At 62.4% G+C, this 21161-nt stretch carries 24 protein-coding genes and 1 pseudogene; 9 read left to right on the top strand and 16 right to left on the bottom strand.

Going from position 1 to position 21161, the window contains the following annotated elements:
- Positions 1–316 precede the first annotated feature (316 nt).
- The 5 genes from hemN to KYX69_RS11380 form a co-directional block, all read right to left on the bottom strand.
- A complete protein-coding gene (hemN, locus tag KYX69_RS11400) occupies positions 317–1660 on the bottom strand; it encodes an oxygen-independent coproporphyrinogen III oxidase (protein WP_300497310.1) in 1344 nt (447 codons plus the stop codon).
- Positions 1661–1754: 94 nt separating this feature from the next.
- Positions 1755–2453: a Crp/Fnr family transcriptional regulator gene (locus KYX69_RS11395; RefSeq protein WP_300497308.1), complete on the bottom strand. Its 699-nt coding sequence runs from the start codon at positions 2451–2453 to the stop codon at positions 1755–1757.
- Positions 2454–2598: 145 nt separating this feature from the next.
- A complete protein-coding gene (locus KYX69_RS11390) occupies positions 2599–2898 on the bottom strand; it encodes a DUF1971 domain-containing protein (RefSeq protein WP_300497306.1) in 300 nt (99 codons plus the stop codon).
- A complete protein-coding gene (locus KYX69_RS11385) occupies positions 2895–3266 on the bottom strand; it encodes a group III truncated hemoglobin (RefSeq protein WP_300497305.1) in 372 nt (123 codons plus the stop codon). Before KYX69_RS11385 ends, KYX69_RS11390 begins: the two co-directional genes overlap by 4 nt.
- An 85-nt stretch (positions 3267–3351) precedes the next feature.
- Complete coding sequence (locus KYX69_RS11380; RefSeq protein ID WP_300497302.1) at positions 3352–4041, bottom strand: alternative oxidase; 690 nt, start codon at positions 4039–4041, stop codon at positions 3352–3354.
- Positions 4042–4177: 136 nt separating this feature from the next.
- Between KYX69_RS11380 and KYX69_RS11375 the strand changes: the two genes are divergently transcribed.
- Positions 4178–5686 carry a sensor histidine kinase gene (locus tag KYX69_RS11375; RefSeq protein ID WP_300497299.1) on the top strand — a complete coding sequence of 503 codons (1509 nt, stop codon included), beginning with the start codon at positions 4178–4180 and terminating at the stop codon, positions 5684–5686.
- Complete coding sequence (fixJ, locus tag KYX69_RS11370; protein WP_300497298.1) at positions 5676–6287, top strand: response regulator FixJ; 612 nt, start codon at positions 5676–5678, stop codon at positions 6285–6287. The genes KYX69_RS11375 and fixJ overlap by 11 nt, the downstream gene beginning before the upstream one ends.
- 18 nt (positions 6288–6305) lie before the next feature.
- Here fixJ and KYX69_RS11365 read toward each other — a convergent pair whose 3' ends face one another.
- The 6 genes from KYX69_RS11365 to KYX69_RS11340 all read right to left on the bottom strand — a co-directional run bounded on the left by KYX69_RS11365 (position 6306) and on the right by KYX69_RS11340 (position 11508).
- The gene (locus KYX69_RS11365) at positions 6306–7328 is read right to left on the bottom strand and encodes a DMT family transporter (RefSeq protein WP_300497295.1); all 1023 of its coding nucleotides are present in this window, start codon (positions 7326–7328) and stop codon (positions 6306–6308) included.
- Positions 7325–8923 (bottom strand): FMN-binding glutamate synthase family protein, encoded by a 1599-nt coding sequence (locus KYX69_RS11360; protein WP_300497293.1) that lies wholly within the window; start codon positions 8921–8923, stop codon positions 7325–7327. Before KYX69_RS11360 ends, KYX69_RS11365 begins: the two co-directional genes overlap by 4 nt.
- Positions 8924–9345: 422 nt before the next feature.
- Positions 9346–10029: a hypothetical protein gene (locus KYX69_RS11355; protein ID WP_300497291.1), complete on the bottom strand. Its 684-nt coding sequence runs from the start codon at positions 10027–10029 to the stop codon at positions 9346–9348.
- A gap of 386 nt (positions 10030–10415) precedes the next feature.
- A complete protein-coding gene (uraH, locus tag KYX69_RS11350; RefSeq protein ID WP_300497289.1) occupies positions 10416–10817 on the bottom strand; it encodes a hydroxyisourate hydrolase in 402 nt (133 codons plus the stop codon).
- Positions 10818–10849: 32 nt separating this feature from the next.
- The gene (locus KYX69_RS11345) at positions 10850–11281 is read right to left on the bottom strand and encodes an META domain-containing protein (RefSeq protein WP_300497287.1); all 432 of its coding nucleotides are present in this window, start codon (positions 11279–11281) and stop codon (positions 10850–10852) included.
- Positions 11282–11352: 71 nt separating this feature from the next.
- A complete protein-coding gene (locus KYX69_RS11340; protein WP_300497285.1) occupies positions 11353–11508 on the bottom strand; it encodes a hypothetical protein in 156 nt (51 codons plus the stop codon).
- Between the two features lie 22 nt (positions 11509–11530).
- Here KYX69_RS11340 and KYX69_RS11335 point away from each other — a divergent pair, with 22 nt between their 5' ends.
- The 3 genes from KYX69_RS11335 (at position 11531) to KYX69_RS11325 (ending at position 14063) form a co-directional block, all read left to right on the top strand.
- Entirely contained in the window at positions 11531–11755 is a 225-nt protein-coding gene (locus KYX69_RS11335; RefSeq protein WP_300497284.1) for a hypothetical protein, read from the top strand.
- A gap of 177 nt (positions 11756–11932) precedes the next feature.
- Positions 11933–12415 carry a hypothetical protein gene (locus tag KYX69_RS11330; protein ID WP_300497281.1) on the top strand — a complete coding sequence of 161 codons (483 nt, stop codon included), beginning with the start codon at positions 11933–11935 and terminating at the stop codon, positions 12413–12415.
- 115 nt (positions 12416–12530) lie between these two features.
- Entirely contained in the window at positions 12531–14063 is a 1533-nt protein-coding gene (locus KYX69_RS11325) for a serine/threonine-protein kinase (RefSeq protein WP_300497279.1), read from the top strand.
- A 319-nt stretch (positions 14064–14382) separates the two neighbouring features.
- Here KYX69_RS11325 and KYX69_RS11320 read toward each other — a convergent pair whose 3' ends face one another.
- Entirely contained in the window at positions 14383–14658 is a 276-nt protein-coding gene (locus KYX69_RS11320; protein ID WP_294081048.1) for a helix-turn-helix domain-containing protein, read from the bottom strand.
- 181 nt (positions 14659–14839) lie between these two features.
- Here KYX69_RS11320 and KYX69_RS11315 point away from each other — a divergent pair, with 181 nt between their 5' ends.
- Both KYX69_RS11315 and KYX69_RS11310 read left to right on the top strand, forming a co-directional pair.
- Positions 14840–15553, top strand: coding sequence for a hypothetical protein (locus tag KYX69_RS11315; protein ID WP_300497275.1), 714 nt, complete (start codon positions 14840–14842; stop codon positions 15551–15553).
- A complete protein-coding gene (locus tag KYX69_RS11310) occupies positions 15550–16443 on the top strand; it encodes a 3'-5' exonuclease (protein ID WP_300497272.1) in 894 nt (297 codons plus the stop codon). Before KYX69_RS11315 ends, KYX69_RS11310 begins: the two co-directional genes overlap by 4 nt.
- A 219-nt stretch (positions 16444–16662) precedes the next feature.
- Here the strand turns inward: KYX69_RS11310 and KYX69_RS11305 are convergent, their stop codons facing one another.
- The 4 genes and pseudogenes from KYX69_RS11305 to KYX69_RS11290 form a co-directional block, all read right to left on the bottom strand.
- Positions 16663–17253 carry a hypothetical protein gene (locus KYX69_RS11305; protein WP_300497269.1) on the bottom strand — a complete coding sequence of 197 codons (591 nt, stop codon included), beginning with the start codon at positions 17251–17253 and terminating at the stop codon, positions 16663–16665.
- Positions 17254–17383: 130 nt separating this feature from the next.
- Positions 17384–17987 (bottom strand): annotated as a pseudogene (locus KYX69_RS11300) (alpha/beta fold hydrolase); the annotation flags it as partial.
- Between the two features lie 89 nt (positions 17988–18076).
- Positions 18077–18397 carry an aldehyde dehydrogenase family protein gene (locus tag KYX69_RS11295; protein WP_300497265.1) on the bottom strand — a complete coding sequence of 107 codons (321 nt, stop codon included), beginning with the start codon at positions 18395–18397 and terminating at the stop codon, positions 18077–18079.
- A gap of 164 nt (positions 18398–18561) precedes the next feature.
- Positions 18562–18843 (bottom strand): helix-turn-helix transcriptional regulator, encoded by a 282-nt coding sequence (locus KYX69_RS11290; protein WP_300497264.1) that lies wholly within the window; start codon positions 18841–18843, stop codon positions 18562–18564.
- A 201-nt stretch (positions 18844–19044) separates the two neighbouring features.
- On the opposite strand from KYX69_RS11290, the gene KYX69_RS11285 reads away from it, so the two are divergent.
- Positions 19045–19782 (top strand): hypothetical protein, encoded by a 738-nt coding sequence (locus KYX69_RS11285; protein WP_300497261.1) that lies wholly within the window; start codon positions 19045–19047, stop codon positions 19780–19782.
- Positions 19783–19856: 74 nt separating this feature from the next.
- On the top strand, positions 19857–20579 hold the full coding sequence (locus KYX69_RS11280) for a 3'-5' exonuclease (RefSeq protein WP_300497258.1): 723 nt from the start codon (positions 19857–19859) through the stop codon (positions 20577–20579).
- The last annotated feature ends 582 nt before the right edge of the window (positions 20580–21161 follow it).

The raw sequence follows: 21161 nt of genomic DNA, 5'->3' as shown, positions 1-21161 counted from the left end.
GCTCCTTCGCCAGACGCTGGCCGCTCCGCGAGGGAATACACTGACGTCTTGCGATGCACGGCGCCTGAGGTCGGATGCCGCGATATGGGGATGATGGGAGGCTTCGCGGGCCGACTGCTCGCAACTGGCGGTGCTTTCGGCCTTGGCTTGGCCGGGGTGGATCTTCCTGCTTCCACGATGCAGGTGGCGATGTGTGGGGGCGGAAGTGTTCGGCTGCCCATCGGTCCCGACAGGAACGAGCCTGCGAGCAAATGCCCTTCCGTCTGTCACCTAGGGGGCGAGCGCAAGCGCCTCGATGACGATGGCGACGATAAGCCTAAACCGCGCGACTGAAGCGGTTCTGCCCGCCGCCACGATAGCTGTCGAACGCGGCGGCGGCGATGCGCGCGTATGGCCGCCCCTCGGGCAGCAAGGTCACACGCCATTGGTCGAGCTTGACAAGGCGATGCTGCTCCATCGCCCGTAGCCGCTCCAAACATGGCAGCACTTCCCTTAGAGGGCGGTCATGCTGGCGCGAGACCTCGGCGAGGTCTACGCTACCGTCACACAATAGCCTCTCGATCAGCTCCCCGCGAAGGCGGTCGGCCGGCGTGACCAGGACGCCTCTTGCGCCCGCAAGCCGTCCATTAGTCACCCGCATGCGGTATTGCCCCACATGTTTCTCGTTTTGCACGAGCACGTTGCCGAACTGGCTGATTGCCGACGATCCCAGTCCGATAAGCACGTGAGCCGGATCGTCTGTGAATCCTTGAAAGTTGCGCTGGAGGCCGCCGCTCCGGGCAGCGCGTGTAAGGCTGTCCTGAGGCCGTGCGAAATGATCGAAGCCGATCGCCTCATAGCCCGCCTCAATGAGGATGTCATGAGCAAGTGCGCTCTGCCAAAAGCGCTGCTCCGCGCTGGGGAGCGTGTCGGCTTCGATCATCCGCTGCCGCGGCAGCATGTTAGGAACATGGGCGTAGCCGAACATCGCGACCCTGTCGGGCTGGAGCGTGAGGGCGGACGAGATGGTCGCCGCGATATCGTCCAGCGTCTGGCCGGGAAGCCCATACATGAGGTCCAGGTTCAGATGCTTGACCCCCGCCCGCTTGAGCATGGCGGCGCCATTTGCGACTAGCTGGAATGGCTGGACGCGGTTGATCTTTGCCTGAATGTGATGAGAGAATGTCTGAGCGCCGAGGCTCGCACGATGGAAACCTGCAGTGCCGATGATGTCGGCAATTGCTGCGTCTAGGTCGCGTGGATCGAGCTCGACGGCCCATTCTGCCGAGTTTGAGATATCGAAGGCCGCCCTTAGGCTATGCACCACTTGAGCGAACAGCGCGGGACCTAATGCATTCGGACTGCCTCCGCCGAAATGCACTGATATCGCCTGCCCTTGCACGAGGGGAGCGACCAACGCCATTTCCGCCTCGAGGGCATCGATATATTGCGTCAGACGCTCAACGCGGCCAACGGCACCGGTGTTGCACCCGCAATACCAGCAGATCTGGTGGCAATACGGGACGTGAACGTAGATCGAGATGGGCTCGGCAACACTGATCTGGCTCAATGCCTCGAACTGCTGCTCGGCGCCCACCGAGCTGCCGAATTCCGCTGCAGTGGGATAGCTGGTGTAGCGCGGCGCGTTTAGCTTCGCGAACTCAGGGATGTAAACATGCATGGCCTGCCGTGACAGGCTCCGATCGCTTGCGCTTTGCGCTTTGTCAAAACACGACCGTTCAGGGTGGGGCAGCGGCAAGTCGCTTGCTGTGCGTTCAGGCGGCATGCGCTGCCAAGATATCTAAACTACGGATCAGGATTCCGTGACTTCCTTCCCGGCAAATTGCCTGCTCGTTTTCGAGCGAGGTCAGTGTGCGGCTTACCGTCTCGATAGACAGGCCGAGCAACTGCGCCATCTCTCCCCGTTTAAGCGGAAGATCGAAAGCTATTTCACTTGGATAAGAGGCGTGACCAGCTGCCCGGAAGAACGACAGGATCAGTGCTGCAACCCGACCCTTTGCATGACGTTTCGAGATGAGATCGATGAGGTTGCGGCTTTCAACGAGCTCACGGCTGACTTCAGCTAGAAGGCGCTTAGCGAGGGCAACACGCGCTTCGATCAAAGCCTCGAACTGGCCACGCGGGAAAAGACAGGCCTCGCTATCAGTCAGCGCTGTTACGTGCAGCGTCTCGGACGACGCGAGCGGTTGGCCGAGCAGGCCTGCGGGATGGATGAGCGCTACGATACGTTCAGTCCCGTCTTGATCGATCGTCGATATCTTGGCCGCGCCACGGGTCAGAGTGGCACATACGGTTGTGGCGTCCCCTGCCGCTACGATCGTCTCGCCGCGAGCATAGCGCCGTTGGTGACCCATGCGGACAAGATTGTCTCGGTCGTCCTGGGACAGCGCTGCGCAGACCGCTCGATCAGCGACGGGGCAGGCTTGGCAGGCGATCGGCGCAGACGAGATCATGCAAATGGCCTTTTACAGTGATAGGCGGCGCGCTGCGGCCGCAGGCATTGCGCAAGGATGCTCAGCAGCGAGATGGCTTCCTTGCCGCCCTGGCACCTGCAGGAACGGATCCACGGGGTCAGAACGCCCCAGAGACCTAGGTTGGTCACTCATCCGAGTGCCGAAAGAATTGCACATGAAACCGGACGGGACCCACCGGCGCCACGCGATGCTTGATGGTAGGTTCTACGATGCCGGGGGCAGTTGCAGGAGTGAGGATCCGTTCCGATCGCTCTCGCCTTGCGTCGTCGATGATGTAGTTTAGTTGCCCTTCCTCGACCACGATGACGCCCCAGGTCCCCGCCTTCGTGCTATGGTCGCCTAGTAATCCAGCCGGCACGTCGCTCTCGCAGAACGTCGGCGTGCGCTTGTAGGGGGCAGCGCCGAAAGGCAGTTGCGCCATCATCGCACACTCCGTTCTCGCGCATAGTGCACACCCAACTCCAGGCTTTCTGCGATCATCTCTGCCTTGGCCTGCACTGAGGCGGCTGTATCGGGTTCGAGTAGCTCCGTGCTGGTGGCTTTCCACAGATCCAGCCAGCGCGCGAGATTTTCCGGGGTCATCTCGTGTGCATGTCGAAGGTGTGCGATCATCGGTTGCCCCTTGTAGCGGCCGCTCGTCAGCATCACCGAAGACCAAAACGCTTTCAGCCGCTCAAGATGATGCGGCCAGTCCGCGATGGCGCTTTCAAAGATGGGGCCCAAGATTGGATCTGTCCGCACCCGGTCGTAGAATGTCGGCACCAGGCGATCGATATCGTCTTCCGTGATCATCTTGCTCTCCGGCCACGTTCAAGTCGAAACGCCAAACGCCGCTCCTAAGCGCGAGTGAGGGACGCGGATGGCCGCGCCCCTAGGTTCACGCCGCCTTCTTCCAGATCGGCTCGAGCGCGACGTGCGGCGGGCAATCGGCGACGGGACCGCTCGGCAGGCCGGCGAGTTCGTTGGCGAAGCCGTGATTGACGTCGCGGTGGTGCGCCTCGTCGGCGCGCACCACCAGCACCACGTCGCGCAGCGTCGCGTCGTCGGGCAGGTTCCAGTAATCCTTCGCGATCTGCGGCGCCGGCACATTGGCGCTGCGGCCCTCGTCGATCTCCGCCAGATAGTGCGTGTAGCTGATCACCGCCTCTTCCTCGAAATAGCCGACGACGCGGTGCGCGGTCTTCGAACTGACGAGGTAGAGTCCAAAGAAGAACAGGTAGAACACCCATTGCACGCCGATGATCACCGCGCGCTCGAACCAGGTCGGCTTCGAGATCTCGATGAACGTCATGAGGTGCATGCGCTCATTCTCGGCCTCGTCCATCAGCGTCCTGATCCAGCCCTTGTCGTCGCAGATGCGGCGCAAGCACGACAGGTGCGTGATCGTCGCGCCGACCATGCCGGGCACTGCGGCGACCGTCTCAAGCACCACGGCGCGGTGGCCATAACGCTCGGCGAAGAAGGTGTCGGCGGTCCAGCGCAGCAGCTTGGTGAAGCCATAGGCGATGCGGTCGGACAGGCCCTTGGGCTGATGATGGACGCCAAGGTCGATGAAGGGTGGGGTCATGGGTCGTCTCCGGTTCGGTCTGCGTATCTTGTGACGCCGAATTAGGCCGAATGCCCCACGAGCCGAAATTCGGATCATGTCCCTACGTAGTTTCCCGGAGGTGGCCTTCGGGGCGTCAACGCGGCATGAGTGGCGCGTGAACCCGCCGCGCCTGCCCCTGCGCCATACGATCATTCCATCGCCCCCGCTGCTGGTGACGCTGGCGCTGGCGGCGGTGACTGTCGCACTGGGCGCAGGCGTGCGGATCGCCTTCGCAGCCGAGCTGGGGCAGCGCGCGACCTATATCTTCTTTGTGCCTGCCGTGGTGCTGGCAAGTGCACTCAGCGGTCTGCGGGCGGGCTTTGCGGCCAGCGTCGCGGGCGCAGCTGTCGGGCTGTGGTGCGATCGCATGATTGGCCCGGTCGCTGCGGGCAGCTGGATTGCCGCCAGCGCGTTCGTCGCAATTGGCGGCGCCATTGCGCTGGGCGGCGAGTGGTTCCAGCGCGCGCGGGCCGAAGCCGAGCGCGTGACAGACGGGCTGGCGCGGCGCGAGGCGCATCTGCGCTCCTTGCTTGACACCGTGCCCGACGCGATCGTGGTGATCGACGAGGCGGGGCTGATCCGCGACTTTAGCCCGGCCGCTGAACGAATGTTCGGCTGGGACGCGGAAGAGGTGCGTGAACGCAACGTCAGCTTACTGATGCCCGATCCCTATCGCAGCGCGCACGACGGCTATCTCGCGCGCTATTACGACACCGGGGAGAAGCGCATTATCGGCAAGGGTCGCGTCGTGGTCGGCGCGCGCAAGGACGGATCGACCTTCCCGCTGGAGCTGGCGGTGGGTGAGATGCGGGTCGGTGGCCAGCGCCACTTCACCGGCTTCATCCGCGACCTGACCGAACGGCAGCAGGCTGAGGCGCGCCTCCAGGAACTGCAGGCCGAGCTGGTGCATGTCTCGCGGCTGACCGCGCTGGGCGAAATGGCCTCGGCGCTGGCGCACGAACTCAACCAGCCGCTCTCGGCGATCGCCAATTACCTCAAGGGCAGCCGCATGTTGTTGGCGCGGGACGAAGTGCCGGTCGAGCGGGTGAGCGACGCGGTCGAACGCGCCGGCGAGCAGGCATTGCGCGCGGGCGACATCATCCGGCGGTTGCGCGAATTCGTTGCCCGCGGCGAGACCGAGCGGTCAGTCGAAAGCCTGCCAAAGCTGGTCGAGGAGGCAAGCGCGCTCGCGCTGGTCGGGGTCAAGGAGCATGGTATCCGCGTGCGCTATGATTTCAGTCCGGACGTCGATCTGGTGCTGGCGGACAAGGTGCAGATCCAGCAGGTGCTGCTCAATCTCGTGCGTAACGGGGTCGATGCGATGACCGCGGGAGACGGCACCGTGCGCGAGCTGACCATCACCATTTCGGCGGCCGAGGACGATATGGCGCAAGTGACAGTAGCTGACACAGGACCCGGGATTGATCCGGAAATCGCCGAACGCTTGTTCCAGCCGTTCGTCACGACCAAGCGGACCGGTATGGGGGTCGGCCTATCAATCTCGCGCACCATCGTTGAGGCGCATGGCGGCCACATCTGGGCGGCGGCGCGTGAGGGCGGCGGGGCAGTGTTCGGATTGACGCTGCGGCGCGTCGGGCAAGAGGAGCTGTATGATGGCGAGTGACCCCATCGTCTATGTGATCGACGACGACGAGGCGGCCAGGCATTCGCTCGAATTCCTGCTTGATTGCGCGGAAATCCGCGTCCGTGCATTTCCCTCCGCCGATGCCTTCCTCGCCGCTTCGCCACCATTGGCGGGGGCGTGTATCGTCACCGATGTGCGTATGCCGGGGCGCAGCGGGATCGAGCTGGTCGAGGAAATGAAGCGACATGGCGCAGATGTTCCTGTGATCGTAATTACCGGTCATGCCGATGTGCCGCTGGCGATCCAGGCGATGCATGCCGGGGTGACCGATTTCATCGAAAAGCCTTTTGACGATGAGGTCATGCTGACCGCGATCCGACGCGTCATGGCATCTCAGGCGGATGAGGCTGCCCAGCAATCCGAACGCCGCGCGATCCTCGACAGAATCGCTAGCTTGAGCGGACGGGAGCGCGAAGTGATGGAGGGGCTCGCGCGCGGCGACGCTAACAAGGCGATCGCCTTCGACCTCGGCATTAGCGCGCGCACGGTCGAAGTCTATCGCGCTAACGTGATGCTCAAGATGCAGGCGAAGACGTTGTCCGATCTGGTGCGGATGGTGACGACCGCACGGCTCGGCTGATCGCGAGGATTCAGGCGCTCAGGCCGGCTTTGGTGCACGCGTGACGAGCCATATGCCGCCGCACACCATGACCAGAGCCGCCAGGTTTTTCCAATGCCAGATGGATTCGCCGAGGAATGCCGCCGAGAGGCCGACGCCGAACACAGGCACAAGGAAGTTGAACGCGGCGATCAGACCCACCGGGTTATGCTTAAGCAACAAACTCCAGATCGCGAACGCCACAGACGACAGCACGACAAGATAAGTGAGCAGCGCGCCGGATCGGAAGTTCAGGTAATCGATGTGCCCGCCGAAGACTGTCCCGGCAATCGTAAGCAGAACGCCACCGACCAGCAGTTGCCAACCCGTCATAACCATCGGATCGAGCGATTGCGATAGCCGCTTGCCGTAGATCGAGGCGGCCGCCAGCACGAAGGCGGCAATGACGACGAAACCTTCGCCCAGCAGGGTAAAGTCTAGACCAAGCTCGTTGCTTCCGCCGATGTTGACAACGATCACGCCAAGAAAGCCGATCAGGCAGCCGAGGGCTTTGCGTCCGCTCATGCGATCATCGGCGTAGATGAAGTGCGCCAGCGCAACGCTGAAAAAGACCCCCGTGGCGTTCATGATCGAGGACTTAACGCCGGTTGCATGCGCCAGACCGACGTAGAAAAACACATATTGAATGGCCGTCTGGGTCAGACCGAGCAGCGTCAGCTGACCCGCATAGCGGACGCCGTGGACGAACACCGGACGACCCACCGCAGCAGCGAAGATCAGCAAGCCGGCGCCGGCGAGGGTAAAACGCCAGCCCGCGAAGAGCACCTGGCTCGCAATGTCGGTCTTGCCGATGCCGAGCATCGCATAGCCGCCTTTGATCGCGGGATATGCGCTTCCCCACAGCAAGCAGCACAGCGTCGCTAGGACGAAAACGCCTATGCGGCGTTCGTAGAGGCTTCGGCGATCGGGTTGCACAGCGGCCCCGGACGGAACACGCGCCGCCTCAGTCCCGGCAGGCGCCGTGGGCTCAAACGGCCGTGTGGGATTGTGTCGCTCCGTCATCGCGCCAGCTCGAAACTGTCGGAGCGTGCCAGCCGCCATGCCGCGCTGTAGAAGTCGCGGTCGTGCGAGCCGGTCAGCAACTCGCCATCTTCGAGGAAAATGTGCAGCTGAGAAAAAAGCCGGATTTCGGTCAGGGACACGCGACGGACGAGGTGGTGAGGGCCAAGCTGCGAAGGATGATTTAGGCCTGCCGCAGCGATCATCTCCGCCAGAGCCTTCATGGTGTTGCGATGAAAGTTGAAGACGCGCTCGGCCTTGTCCGGAACCACGAGCGCGCGCTGCCGCATCGGATCCTGAGTGGCGACACCGACGGGGCAGCGGTTCGTGTGGCAAGAAAGCGATTGAATGCAGCCGAGTGCGAACATGAAGCCACGGCCCGCGTTGGTCCAGTCTGCGCCTAAGGCCAGCACCGAAGCGATATCAAAGGCACTTACGATCTTGCCGGCAGCGCCGATCTTGATCCGCTTACGAAGCCCGGCGCCCACCAGCGTGTTGTGGACGAACAGCAAGCTCTCGCGCATCGGCATGCCTAGATTGTCGGCGAACTCGACTGGCGCGGCGCCCGTCCCACCTTCAGAGCCGTCGACGACGATATAGTCCGGGATGATTCCGGTCTCGCGCATGGCCTTGACCATGCCCATGAATTCCCATGGCTGACCGACGCACAACTTCATGCCGACAGGTTTACCTTTCGAGAGCCGGCGCAGATCTCCGAGGAACTTGACTAGCTCCAAGGGAGTGGAAAATTCGCGGTGCCGGGCGGGTGAAATACAGTCCTCGCCCACCGGCACGCCGCGGGTGGCGGCAATTTCAGGAGTGACCTTTTCGCCCGGAAGGATGCCGCCGTGGCCGGGTTTGGCGCCCTGGCTCAGCTTGAGCTCGATCATCTTGATTTGCGGATCAGCGGCCTGCTCGGCGAAGCGGACTGGATCGAAGCGTCCGTCTGCCGTCCGGCAGCCGAAATAGCCGCTGCCGATCTCCCAGATGAGGTCGCCACCATGTTCTCGATGGTAGGGGCTGATGCTCCCCTCCCCGGTATCATGTGCGAAGCCGCCGAGCCGAGCACCCTTGTTCAGCGCGCGGATTGCGTTGGCGCTGAGCGAGCCAAAGCTCATTGCGGAAATGTTGAAGATCGACGCCATGTAGGGTTGAGCACCATCATGCCCGCCAATTGGGATCCTGAAGGTCGCCGGGTCGGCGACCGGTGCGGGCCGCGTCGAGTGCGCGATGAATTCGTAGCCGTTCTGGTAGACGTCCACGAGCGTGCCGAAAGCGCGGTCGCTGCTTTCGTTCTTTGCACGCGCGTAAACAAGCGAGCGCTGCGAACGCGAGAAAGGTGCCTTATCGTTATCGCCTTCGATCAAATATTGTCTGATTTCAGGCCTGATTTCCTCGAAGAACCAGCGCAGCCTGCCAATTATCGGATAGTTGCGACGGACCGAGTGCAGCGGCTGCGCAAGGTCGTAGAGACCGATTGCCGACAGGGCGGCGCTCGCGATGAAAAGCGGGACGGCCCAGGCGTGCGGCAGGTAGACGCCGGCCACGATGGCGCTGATGAGACAGACGCCGAGGGCCGTGAAGCGAGTGAAAAACAAGTAGACCTCCGGGCGACCAGAGACTGCGCGCCGTTCGAGCAAAACGATACTGTTAAGGTGTGCGCGGCGTGGCTGCGCCGACTTTGCCTAGGCCAAATTAGCCTAGGGGCGCAGGCGCGGCGTGCTGCTGCCGGCTGGGAGCGTAGCTGCGCGAGGATCTGGGGGGATCGCCATCGCCCTACAATGAGCCTGGACGAGCTGGCTTTCAAGACGCGGCTTGAGATTTGATATTAAGTCAGCGGATACGGCTCCGCCAGTTACACCGGTTCGTGATCATAGACGTTTACGGCACGTGCGCGCGTCGATCGCGATTCCAAAGGCGCGGCGGATGCCGGTGTGTCGGCTCCGTTTGCCACGTTGAGCCTATGGGGAGAATTGCCGCGGCCCGGCGGGATACGCCGGGCCGCTGGCCAGCTATGCTGTTACAATTTGACCTTTCCGCCAGTTCGCCGCGCCGCAGCTTGCTGTTGGATTGAGTTCATCGCCCGCTGATCTTCCGAGTAGGTGTCACGCGGTGACAGAACGATCACCGCGGCACTCTTGTTACCGAAATCCTCGGCAAGAGTGAGCGTGATTCCGGGCTGGCTCCCAGAATAGGTGTGGAACCCACCGCCCATGCGAGATTTGGCCAGCGGCGCGGCTCCAAACTTCTTCGCTAACGCCGGCGCGATAGCAGCGACGCCACCTGGTGCCGTGATATTGTAAGTCAGGCGGCTCACGCGATAACCGGCCGGAGTAATAACTGACACGAGCCGAACACGCTGACCGGAGGCGTCCTTCCATGTAGTTTCGCAGCGAACCAGGTTCATATCTCCTATGCCTCTGGGATGTGCCGAAGCCAAAGCTACCAGATCCGCATACGATTTGCTGCAATCGTCGACCATGTAGCCATCGCTGCGCTTGAAGCCATTGGCCTGCAGCGCTTTCTCGGCCGTAGCCATCGTGTCGCCATTGCGCACACCGAGCACGTCCAAGACTGCTGAAGCGGTCGCTGTAGCTGTGTTCCCGAATAGCGCGGCAGCAGCGATAAACAGCAAAGCGGTTTGAGTGCGCATTAAAAGCTCCCCGAAGAGTGAGAGCGTGACGTATATGGGCAAACGCTTCATCGGGATGAAGCGTTATGGTTGTTGGACTTTGACCATTGGTATCATGCAGAATTTTGTGGCGCCGAGAATCATGAGGCGATCGAATGCTGCCAGAACCGCACATCTAAACGAACGAGACCTAACCGTTGGCGACAGCGGTGTGAAAGACACGATCTGGGCGGCGCTGGTGGGAGCCATCCTATCCCCGCGCCGCTGCGCGAAACAATGCTACCGCATCCGGCCATGACCACGGCAGCCGATCGACTTGCCCCTCATAGGTATCGACGGTCGTGATCGAGAACAGAGACTACTTGTCCAAGCGACAAGCTCAAGCAAAGCTCATCCTCACGAGGCGGAATTGACTCGACCACGATGCGCAGTCGTCACTCGCGGGACATCTAATATGCTCAATTGCCCCTGTAGGTCGAATAGCCAAACGGACTGACGACGACGGGGACGTGATAATGGCCGGTTCTGTCTGTGACCGTGAACACCAGGTCAATTTCTGGGAAAAAAGGTGTCGCCGATGGCGAGGGATAGCGGCTCATATCGAACTGAAGTTTGTATGTGCCGGGGTCAAAGTTTACGGTTCCAAACGCACGAACACGTCCGTTTGCGTCGGTCCGCGCGCGCCCTACTTCGACCCACCGGCCATCGCCCGACTTCCTGAGCAGCACAACGGGAACGTCACGGCCACCGATCCCTTGAGCAAGATCGAGGACGTGTGTCGAGATTTCTGCCGCCGGAGCGGCTGTAGCCATGACGCTAAAAGCGAGTGCGGCGGCGAGAGCAAAGCGGTTCATGATCATCCCGGGGTCCAGCTTAAGGGTGAGGGGTGGGGTCAACGGCGCGCAACGATACGTTCTTCCGAAGCCGACGTAAGGACGAGCGCACCGCTGCCATCAATGTCGTAGCGCGTCACCTTGCCGAGAAGATCGACGAGCCGGCGTTCTTGATTCATAAATGCGGGCGGGCATGCCATCCTGGTCGTGCCTACCGGGCTGATTGTAAGTTTGTCGCCTTGAACCGTGTAGCTGGCGATAAGCTTGTTGCAACTCGCGTTGCCCGACAGCTGTCCTTGGTGATCAAACATAAGCGTCGCCGGCGAATTGTCTATCACGCTTGCGCCCGCAATCTTTTGAATACGCCATTCACCTGCCTGAAGGACAGTTACGGGGGACCCGTCCGCGGACGATGGCTGTGAGCCAGTTGTGACACAGGCGGAAAGCATAAAAGCCGCTGTGATCAAAAGGGGCTTTGGAAAACGAAGCATAGCGGATACTTTCTCGGAACATCAGTGCATTTCGATGATAAGGCCGTTGCCAAACCTCGTGTTGAAACGGCTCAGGCATCGATAGGGTGCGCCGCCTGCATCAGGGATGAACCTGATGAGTTTCCGACAACCAACCTCGTTTCCACGGTCCATTTCACATTGGTCCAGCCTTTATTCGCGCCGCTCGCTTGACTTTCTGGCATGGCTCCTGGCGTCACTTCGAGCATAGCTTCCAGTGTAGGTTACGTCATGGAGGTTCTAGAGAATAAGCTTCGACGAGCTGCCGAGCGGCAGGGGCTGGTGTTGGAGAAGAGCCGTCGCCGGGACGCACGCGCCAAGGGCTTTGACCAATACCGTCTGCTGGTTGATGCCCGGGATATAGACCATCATCGGTTGGTCACCCCCTTCAATCTGACACTTCGCGAAGTTGAAGAGCGGCTTACTGGCGATGGCTACGATGAGGTCGAGCCCTGATGCCGAGTTGGCGGGGCAGTTTCCGCGTGCGCGGACAAAATGGCCGGGCGAACCGGGCTTGGATCACGGATGGCGACAACGGCGAATGGAAGGATGAAGCTGCCTACAAGGCAACCAGCATCTCGCCGTTGTGGGAAGATCTGCCTTGGGCTGGGGAGGACAATTAAAACGATGCCAATGATCGACATTGCTGACCTTGAACTGGCCGCGCCATCGACAGCCCTCGCCGGTTCGTTGCTCATCCAGGCTGCGATAAACCCGCGATACCCAGCTCACCTTATGATCGGTGGTGGCGGTCCCAGGAACGCGCTGCTGATTGCGGAAGGGAGGCTTGGTTTCGAGGTAGTCGACCTCAGCCGTGCCAGTGGTGTGTTCCTTCGGGTGGCTAACCCGCGCTTCGTCGTTGATCTGGCTAGCGTGGTCAGCGGGTTCGATCATTCGCCTGAAGCTGGCACGCTGTTCAGGACGCCAGCCGGCATGGGCATCGTGGCGACTGTTGATCATGGAGAGTGCGGCGTGCTGCTCGATGGCACCATGGTCGAGGTCGATTACAGCCAGTTCGCTGGTTTCAGGCATTGGCGCATCGAACTGAATGGACCGGGCGAAGACCCTCATGTCCTTTTCACTTATCGGCACTCGAGCTTCACTGAAAATCGCTGAAAACAGGAGTGCAGGTGCGCAGATGAACTGACGGAAAACTGGTTCGTCATTTCCCGGCTATCCAGCGTTGCGGAAATCTCAACCCCTCGGATACGCTGCGCGCCCTGGAGGGGCAATGCCGACGATTCGACTCAACGATGCGGAATGGACTTACGACGAAACAGCGCCGCTCGGACCGGCGGGAGGGTTCGGTGAAGTTTTCCGAGGCAAAGGTGCAGCAGGCCTAGTGGCCGTCAAACGCCTGAAGCTAACGGCCAGTGCCGCCGCTCACCGAGAAATGAACATTGGCCAGGCGCTTTCCGGTCGAAGCTTGAGCCACGTCGTCCCTGTGCTCGACTATGGGCAGGATGCTGGATCGGACAGCTACTTCCTCGTCATGCCGATCTGCGACCGCAGCCTTCAGGATGAGATTGCCGCCAAGGGTGTTCTGACTTTGGCCGAGGCTCGGACAGTCGCCTTGGATGTGCTGGCGGGTCTTCGCGAAGTCGGCGATATTGTCCACCGCGACCTGAAGCCTGGAAACGTCCTTTATTTCGAGGGCACGTGGCGTTTGGCTGATTTCGGCATTGCCAAGTTCGTCGAAGACAGCACGTCGCTGCGCACTCTTCGCGGTAGCCTGACCCCTGCATATGGCGCGCCGGAACAATGGAATAGCGAAGCGCCTTCGCGCATGACGGATGTCTATGCGCTGGGCTGCATGTTTCACACGATGCTGACTGGCTCGCCGCCCTTCACTGGTTCAAGGGATGAGATCCGTGAAGCGCACCTGCATCAACCGCCTCCCGCACTTAGCGTGGACACTCGCCTATCAGCATTCGTCGGGCAGATGCTGAGAAAAACACCAGCGGCCCGTCCGACGATCGAGCGTTGCATCGAAGTGATCGGGAGCGTTGAGGCGGCACGCACACGGCCCGATCACACCGGGCTAATGGCGGCCGCCGGACAAGTTTCCAGAGAGGCAGCAGCAGCCGAAGCAGCAGCGCAAGCCGCCGCGACGGTGGAGCGCCAACGGCAGCAGCTGGTCCGGGAGGCGACTTCAGAACTCGACGCAATCATCAAACGCTTGTTCGATGAGATCACGGAAGCCTCCGAAGAGGCCCGCGTCGCCAAAGACTCCATTCGGCTCGGTCGAGGAACACTTGTTTTCGGTTACGCCACCGCCGTGAACCGCCCTGCGCAGCGAGATGCATATGGTCAGGCACCAGCGTGGGAAATTGCCGCGAGTGCGATTCTTTCTGTCACCCGCGCTGCTATTGTCCGCCCAGCACGAACGCCCGAAGACGTCCCGATCATGTATGTCGGACGGGCGACGCCCGATGACCGGGATTACAAATGGAGCGCCACGCTATTCTACGGAAGGTCCCAAGAGGATCCAAACTACCGATGGCGGGAGACTGCGTTCTGGAGCTTTGCAAGAAGCCGTGATGGTCAGGATGAGCCTTATGCCCTTCAGCCCAATGACCGAGATTTTCAGGTGGCGTTCTCGAATACCATGGGGGTCGCTAGCACCGCATACGGGCCGCTAGCTATCGACGGCGAGGACGAGGACACCTTCCAGCATCGTTGGTTGACCTTGTTCACGAAGGCTGTGACGGGTGAGCTCAACCGCCCAAGCCAGATGCCAGTGCCCGATCACTATCTAAGGTGATTGGCTAAGCTAGTTTCCGCTCTGCTCTATGGTGCTGGCATCGCCGAGCCTGGTGACCCGCGACTACGGCGCGGCGTGGTCGATCGCTCGCTCGATACGTCGCTGCCCAAGTGTCGCCACGCGGGATGCAAGCACCGATTTCTCACCTCACTCACGCCCGGCTGAAAGGCCGATATGGATCCTAGGAACCGCAAGGTCTCGCCTGCCGGCAATTTGTATGGCCGACGAGATCCTCGACAAACGTCCGATTGATCGGCCTTTAAGGCCGCGGGCGCCTCACGTTACGACTGCGCTTGATCTAGATCCGGCATTCGAAAAGCTAGGAGAGGCGGCAATCGTTTTTCAGGAACCGCACGAGTTCGTCGATCGCCTGTCGTCTCGCGCGCGACGTGACGACGCGGCCGGTCTTCACCGATTCTATGAGGCTCGCTCGGCTCAAGATCGCCAAGTGTGACGTGAGATTGTTAATGGGGAGACCTAGCTTCCGTGCGATCTCGCCCGAGGACAGGCCGGCATCGCCCGCCTCCGCCAGGAGCCTGAACACGGCAAGCCTGGTCGGCTGAGCCAAAGCGCTCATGGCTGCAATCGCGTTCATGTCGTCCACCTCCTGAATCTAAGGGTCACGCGGACCAATCACAACCAGAACCGTAACCATTCACTACAATACTACAAGAACTATTGTAGTGTTATAGGAGACATACCATATGGTTGGTTGCCGCGGTGGACGTCGCCACGCTGCGGAGCTTCGAAAAGGGTTGGGCGACCGGAGAACGAAAATGTTCCAGACTGCCACGGCCAATTTGAAGAGCCGCATCACCGTTTCGGTGGCGCCAGCAATCGTTTGCGATCCGCTCGATGAGGACGTCGAGAGCGATGCCACCTACCTGGTTTCCGAGCGCAGCCTCGTTCGCCTCGCCCTTGTCGCAAGCGAGGTCGGCGCGCGTTTCCAGCGGGACGGAGTAAAGCACGATCCCATGGCATGGATGCTTGCGCCTCGCCGGATGTTCGACGGCCGGCCGGCGATTACTGCCTGCCTCGACCTAGAGGATTGCACGCGTGCCATCCTCTTGCACGGGCTGTCGCTGGGGCTCGACGCGGCCCCTGAGGATCTGGATGCTCTGGCGGCGGACGACGTTTCAGATGACGACGTTGTCGTTCCGTGGGCCGTCTCGGACGAAGGCGCCGATCTTTCGCACCGCCAACTCTATACCGCTACCTATGTCGAGCGCACAAATTCGGGGACCAAGCACGGGTTCAGCGCCGTCATGGCGCAAAGCGAGCACGCGGCGTCCCGACAGCTCGCTGCTCGCATGGCCTTCGACGATGTGCACAGCCTGAATCTGATTGAAGGCTTCGATGCCGCGCTCCCGTTGGTGAATGCCCTCGTCTCCCCGAGGATGGCGCAGATGCTTGAGCAGATTGCATCAGACCCCGGCAGCCCGCTCGCAGACGGGCTGGAGGTCATTATCGAGCAGCGACTCGCGGCATGAGTGCCGATGCCGTGATCGGGGTGCCCGTGCGAGCTTCGGTGCTTGCACGGGCGCTCGCGCGCCACGATGGTTATCGTGTGCTCGAGCGAATGGCGCCGATGGACCGCAACCGGCGCGGCGGAGCGAGCGGCTTCGCCTTCTCGGGTTGCGCGATCGACGTCGAGACGACCGGTCTGCATCCTGAGCGTCACAAGATCATCGAGCTCGCGATGCAGCGCTTCTGGGCGGACGATCTCGGGCGCATCATCGTGACAGGGAAACCCCAATCTTGGTTCGAGGACCCTGGCGAGCCGATCGATGAAGGCGTGACGCGGCTGACCGGCATCACCGATGCGGATGTCGCGGGCAAGCGGATCTTCGATCCGGTTGCTACCTCGCTGATTCGGGACGCTGACTTTGTCGTGGCGCACAATGCGGCCTTCGACCGCAAGTTTCTCGAGCAGCGTCTGCCCGACATTGTCGGAAAGCCTTGGGTGTGCACGCTCAACGACGTCGACTGGCGAGGACTTGGGTTTGAGGGCCGCGTGCTCTCGCACCTGCTCTCTCAAATGGGATGGTTCTTCGAAGCACATCGTGCGCAGTCGGACGTCACGGCGCTCCTTCACCTCCTCGATCATCCGCTCGATCAAGGCGGAACGGTGCTACGATCGGCGGTGAGGCGAGCGTCTCAGGCCACGTGGGCGATCGAGGCTGTCGGCGCCCCTTTTTCGGCGAAGGACCTGTTGCGCGGGCGCGGCTATCGCTGGGATCCCGAGGCCAAGCTTTGGTCACGCGAGGTGACAGACGACGTCCTCGACGCGGAACTCGAGTGGGTTGGCCTTGAGATTTACGGTGGCTTGGCAGCGCCCCGCGTGCGGGAGGTCACTTGGTCAAGTAGATACGGTGCATGAAGCGGTCGGGGGCGCTTCCCCGTGGTCTCACCCTCACCCTCACCCTCACCCTCACCCTCACCCTCACCCTCACCCCTCACCCCTCACCCCTCACCCCTCAGCCAGCAAACTGTCACACGAAATGGCTGTCAGTCTTCTACTATCCTCCGGTCCTCCCTGACCCACTGGGCAACCGGTGCACGCGGCGCATCGAGCTGCCCAGAAGCTATTCTAGCCAACTCAGGCAGCAAGGGCCCGCTTCAAGGGAGCGATGATTTTGCTATCTACATATAGGCCGAACTCCTCGGCATCTGCCGCATCATGGTGAAACGTGTCGATCGCGCCGTCGTCGCCACCCTCCGAAATGGCGATATCGAAGTAGATCTCTCCGTCGCGGTTGGGGTGTGAAGCCAGGACAGGCAGTTCGGTAATAGAAACCAGATCTAGTTGGATGCCTTCGAGACGCGCTCCTGCCAGCTTCGTTTCGATCATCGACTTGAGCTCCGCCTTCTTCTTTTCATGAACGAGGCTGTCGTTGATCAGCTGTCTGGCGGCTGCGTAGATGGTCAGGGCGAACGCGTGTGGGTCCAGATCCGATCGATCCCCGCTCTCGACGAACTCCCCATAAACGGGGATACGCAGTCCGCCCCGGGTGCAGACGGTGCAGGTTGCAACGAAGCTCGCCGCCCCGCCGTTGAGTCGTCGTATTTCGGAGATGGTGAATGCGCATCCATCCGAGAAATACTCACGCACCCCATCCTTCTCGGCAAGGTTCAGGACCTTTGCCCAGGCAGCTTCAAGTTTCCCGAAAATCTCAAACTCACGATTCATTTTCACATCTCCAGTGATTGCACCTCGCTTCGACCATCATCAATGGATGCGCTGATCTTGCCAGGTCGCTAACGAGCGGCTGGATTCCGCTCTTAACTAGAGATTCGTTGCCTCAACGTGCTTCGCCCCGGATTAGCTCGTGCTGCTTCAGCGCGGCGACCTTGTAGGGAACGACCTGGTCGCCGTCTCCCTGGAGGATGAGCGTGGCACCGCGATCGCCAGCAGGTCCTCCGTCTGGTCCGTCTCAGAGAAGGCCCTGATGCCGAACGGCCCCGAGGGGACATCGAGGTAGAATTGGCTGCGGTTGGCTGTGAGTTTCTCGCGGAAGCCGCCGAGGGTCTCAATCGGGACGCCGTCGGGGTGGGCGTCCGTCTTCACCAGCAGCGGCGGCACCGAACTGATGAGCACGGCTGCGGCGACGCATCCCTGGGACTGGCCATGGTTCGCGACGTAGCGCGCCACCTCCCCACTGCCGGTCGAATGCCCGACGTGGATCACGTTGCGCAGGTCCAGCTCCTCGACGACGGCGGAAGCGTCGGACGCGTAGTGGTCCATGTCGTGCCATCGCTCACCTGGCTCGACCGGCCATGGCCGCGCCGGTCATGGGCGACGACGCGGAAGCCCTGGCCGAGGAAGAACAGCATCTGCGCGTCCCAGTCATCTGCGCTGAGCGGCCAGCCATGGTGGAAGTGGATCGGTTGAGCGTCCTTCGGACCGCAGTCCTTGTAGAAGATCTCGTTTCCGTCACTGGGTCACGAAAGGCATTCTCGTTCTCCTTGAATTCCCGCTCGTCCAACCTGAGAGGCTTAAACTAGGTTGAAGGTCAGGGCTTTGGATTCGGGGGACGATGGCGCCTCTCGCCGGGCGGATGCCTCATGCCAGCGCGGCCTTGACGACCCTTACCTGCGTGAAGCTCCATCGCCTCGATGCGCTGCTGACGCCCGATGCCGGACTGCTTCGCGCTTCCGAAGGGCACGTTGAACGGGAGGTCGAGATGCTTGTTCACCCACACCGTGCCGCTCTCGATCCGCGACGCGACGGCGATCCCGCGCTCGACGTCCGAGGTCCAGACGGTGCCGCCCAGGCCGTCGGGGCTGTCGTTTGCGCGCACTATGGCGTCGTCGAGGTGGTCGTAGGCGAGCACGGGAGCACAGGGCCGAACTGTTCTCCCGCACGAGACGGGCGCCCGCTTCGCGCTCGATGAGGCATGGCGCAATGGCAGAACCGTTGTGCGGACACCCCGCTGCGTCGCGCGCAGCCGGTGACGTCCGGAGCAGCACCGTCGAGGCTCACCGGTTCTGGACGGGATCAGCTCTCCTCAGGAGCGTTGGCGAGCAGGAACTCGGCCAGGGAGCGGAGGCTCCCAGGTTCGGCGCGATACTCGACGATCCGCCCGATTCGTCGCGTCGCGACGAGGCCGGCGCGAGACAGTATCGCGAGGTGACCGGACATGGTGTTTTGGGGCGTGTCGACCCTTGCCGCGAGTTCGCCTACCGGCAGGCCCTTGGGGAACTCGCTCGCGAGCGTCATCGTCACCCGCAATCTGGTGGGCTGTGCCAGCGCGCTCATTGTCATTATCGCCTCGGTCATCTCCATGTATCCGGATGTAACCCGAGCAATCGCGATCCGCAAGGACGGGCGTGACCCAACTCCGGATAAATGTGATGTCTTGATATATCTGGATTCATCGATATATAAGGCTGGCGTGCTGCTTCCATCCTGCGCGCGTCTGGCCCGCTCAGGTCGTCGAGCGCCCCGGACACGACTTCTACACGGCGACCGGAGATGGCCATGACCGCCACCATCCAGTTTGGCTCCGCGGCGCGGGGCCCCGGGCGCGATCGTCCGATCGCGACCATCGACCCTATCGACTACGACTTGCCCGGCGACGAGGCGTTCCTCGCGACCCGGCGCGGGATGTGCCGCGTCGCGACTGTCGCCGCAGAAGCGGGTGCCCGCTTCCAGCGCGACGGCACCGGGGTTGACCCCATGGCGTGGATGCTTGCGCCGCGCACTATGTTCGGCGGCGAGGCGCCGATCGACGCCTGCCGGAGGCGCGGGCCCTTCCTGCGCGGTGTGCTGGTGCACGGGCTCGGGCTCGACCTCGACATGGGTGCCGAGGAGGTCGACGACCTCCTCGAAGGCGACGCGTCCACGCTCGCCGCCGCCCCGCCGGATCGTCCCCATCGCAGCGGCGGCGGCAGGGCTGTAATCCCCACCTCGCTGCCCGCGCCGCCGCCGCGGCTGTTCACCGCGACCGTCGTCTCGCGCGACGGCTTCGAGACCTTGCACGCATTCCATGCCTCGCTTGCGGTCGATGACGCGGAGGTCGCCGACCGCCTGTTCTGCCGCATGGGTGACGCGGCGGCGGACGCGATCATCGTCGAGGGGTTTGACGCCAGCGATCCGATGGTCGAGGCGCTCGTCGCGCCGGCCATTGCCAACACCCTCGCGCTCGTCGCCGACGATCCGGTCTCGCCGCTGGCTGCGGGCCTCGACCTCAACGTCGAGCAGCGGTTCCTCGGCTGAGTCGACCTCGCCGGGCTATCAGTCGGCTTCCCGGTCGGCCCGGCCGCACCGTGCCAATTGCATCGGAGGTTATCATGAGCGACGGGATTCTCCCGCCGGACGTGCTGCACGCAGTCAACGGCGACGATGATCTGCGGCTGCTCCGCCGCCTTGACGTGCGCGAGGGTGAGACGGGCGAAGGCGGACGCGTCGACACGGTGATCGGCGTGGCGGTCGACGTCGAGACGACGGGCATCGCCGATCAGGACGTGATCATCGAGCTGGCCCTCCGTCGCTTTCGCGCAGACCCGAATGGTGTGATCGTCAAGATCGACCGCGGCTACTCTTGGCTGGAGGACCCTGGTCGAGTGCTGCCGGCCGACATAGTCCGAATGACCGGACTGACCGACGCCGACGTGGCCGGTCAGGTCATCGACGACGAGGCGGCCGTCCGGCTGCTGAAGTCGGCCGATTTCGTCTGCGCGCACAACGCGCGGTTCGATCGACCCCACATCGAGCGTCGCCTGCCCGCGGCCGCCGGCCTCGCTTGGGCCTGCAGCTGCTCGGATATCGACTGGCGTGCCGCGGGGTTTGACGGCCGGTCGCTCGGGTGGCTGCTGGCGCGATGCTCCTTCTTCCACGGCGCGCATCGTGCCGGTGACGATGTCGATGCGGTGATCCAGATCCTGCGGCAGCCGTTTCCAAACGGCGGCACCGCGCTGGCCGAGATGCTCGCCACCGCACGCGCGCCGAGTTGGCACTTTCGCGCGGTCGGCGCGGCCTTCGAGCTCAAGGACGAGCTGCGCCTGCGGGGCTAGCGCTGGGACGCCGAGGGCGACTTCAAGTGCTGGTAGCGCGAGGTGCCCGACGCGCGGCGCACCGAGAAGGAGTGGTGGCTCGCTGGCCACGTCTATTCCGCCGAGGCGAGGCCCCGCGCCCTGGGACCCATCGTGAAGAGGGTGACCTGGCACGAACGCTACGCGTCGTCGACGCAGAAGTCGTGACCGGCCTGGCGAAGGACGGTGGCGATGGGATTTACCCTTCAGGACCTATCGCCACACCGACCCGACCAAGGCGACCGACTGGCGCCGGATCAGGGATGCGCGCGCGGTCGTCCGCGCTGCCTTCGACGAGGTGTCCCACGTCCATGAGGGAGCGGTCCGCGACCTCTTCCGGCAGAAGATCGGGACGAACGTGCGCTCGGCGTCGCCGTTCCTGCTGTCCCTCGTCCCGGGGCGAGTCGATCGTCCGGCTCGTCGATCGGACCGAGCCCGCTCTGCGGTGGCCGCGCTCACCGGCGCTCTCGGCTCGTCCGGCCGCCCAGTTCAGCCGCGTCCGGTAGCCATATCGGCGTTTCGTCATCAGCACGGCTACTGGTGACCGCGAGGCCGTCCACTGGC

The organism is Sphingomonas sp., from assembly GCF_030145815.1.
Lineage (GTDB): Bacteria > Pseudomonadota > Alphaproteobacteria > Sphingomonadales > Sphingomonadaceae > Sphingomonas.
The sequence above is the reverse complement of the archived record's forward strand: the minus strand, read 5'-3'. Positions and strand labels throughout refer to the sequence as shown.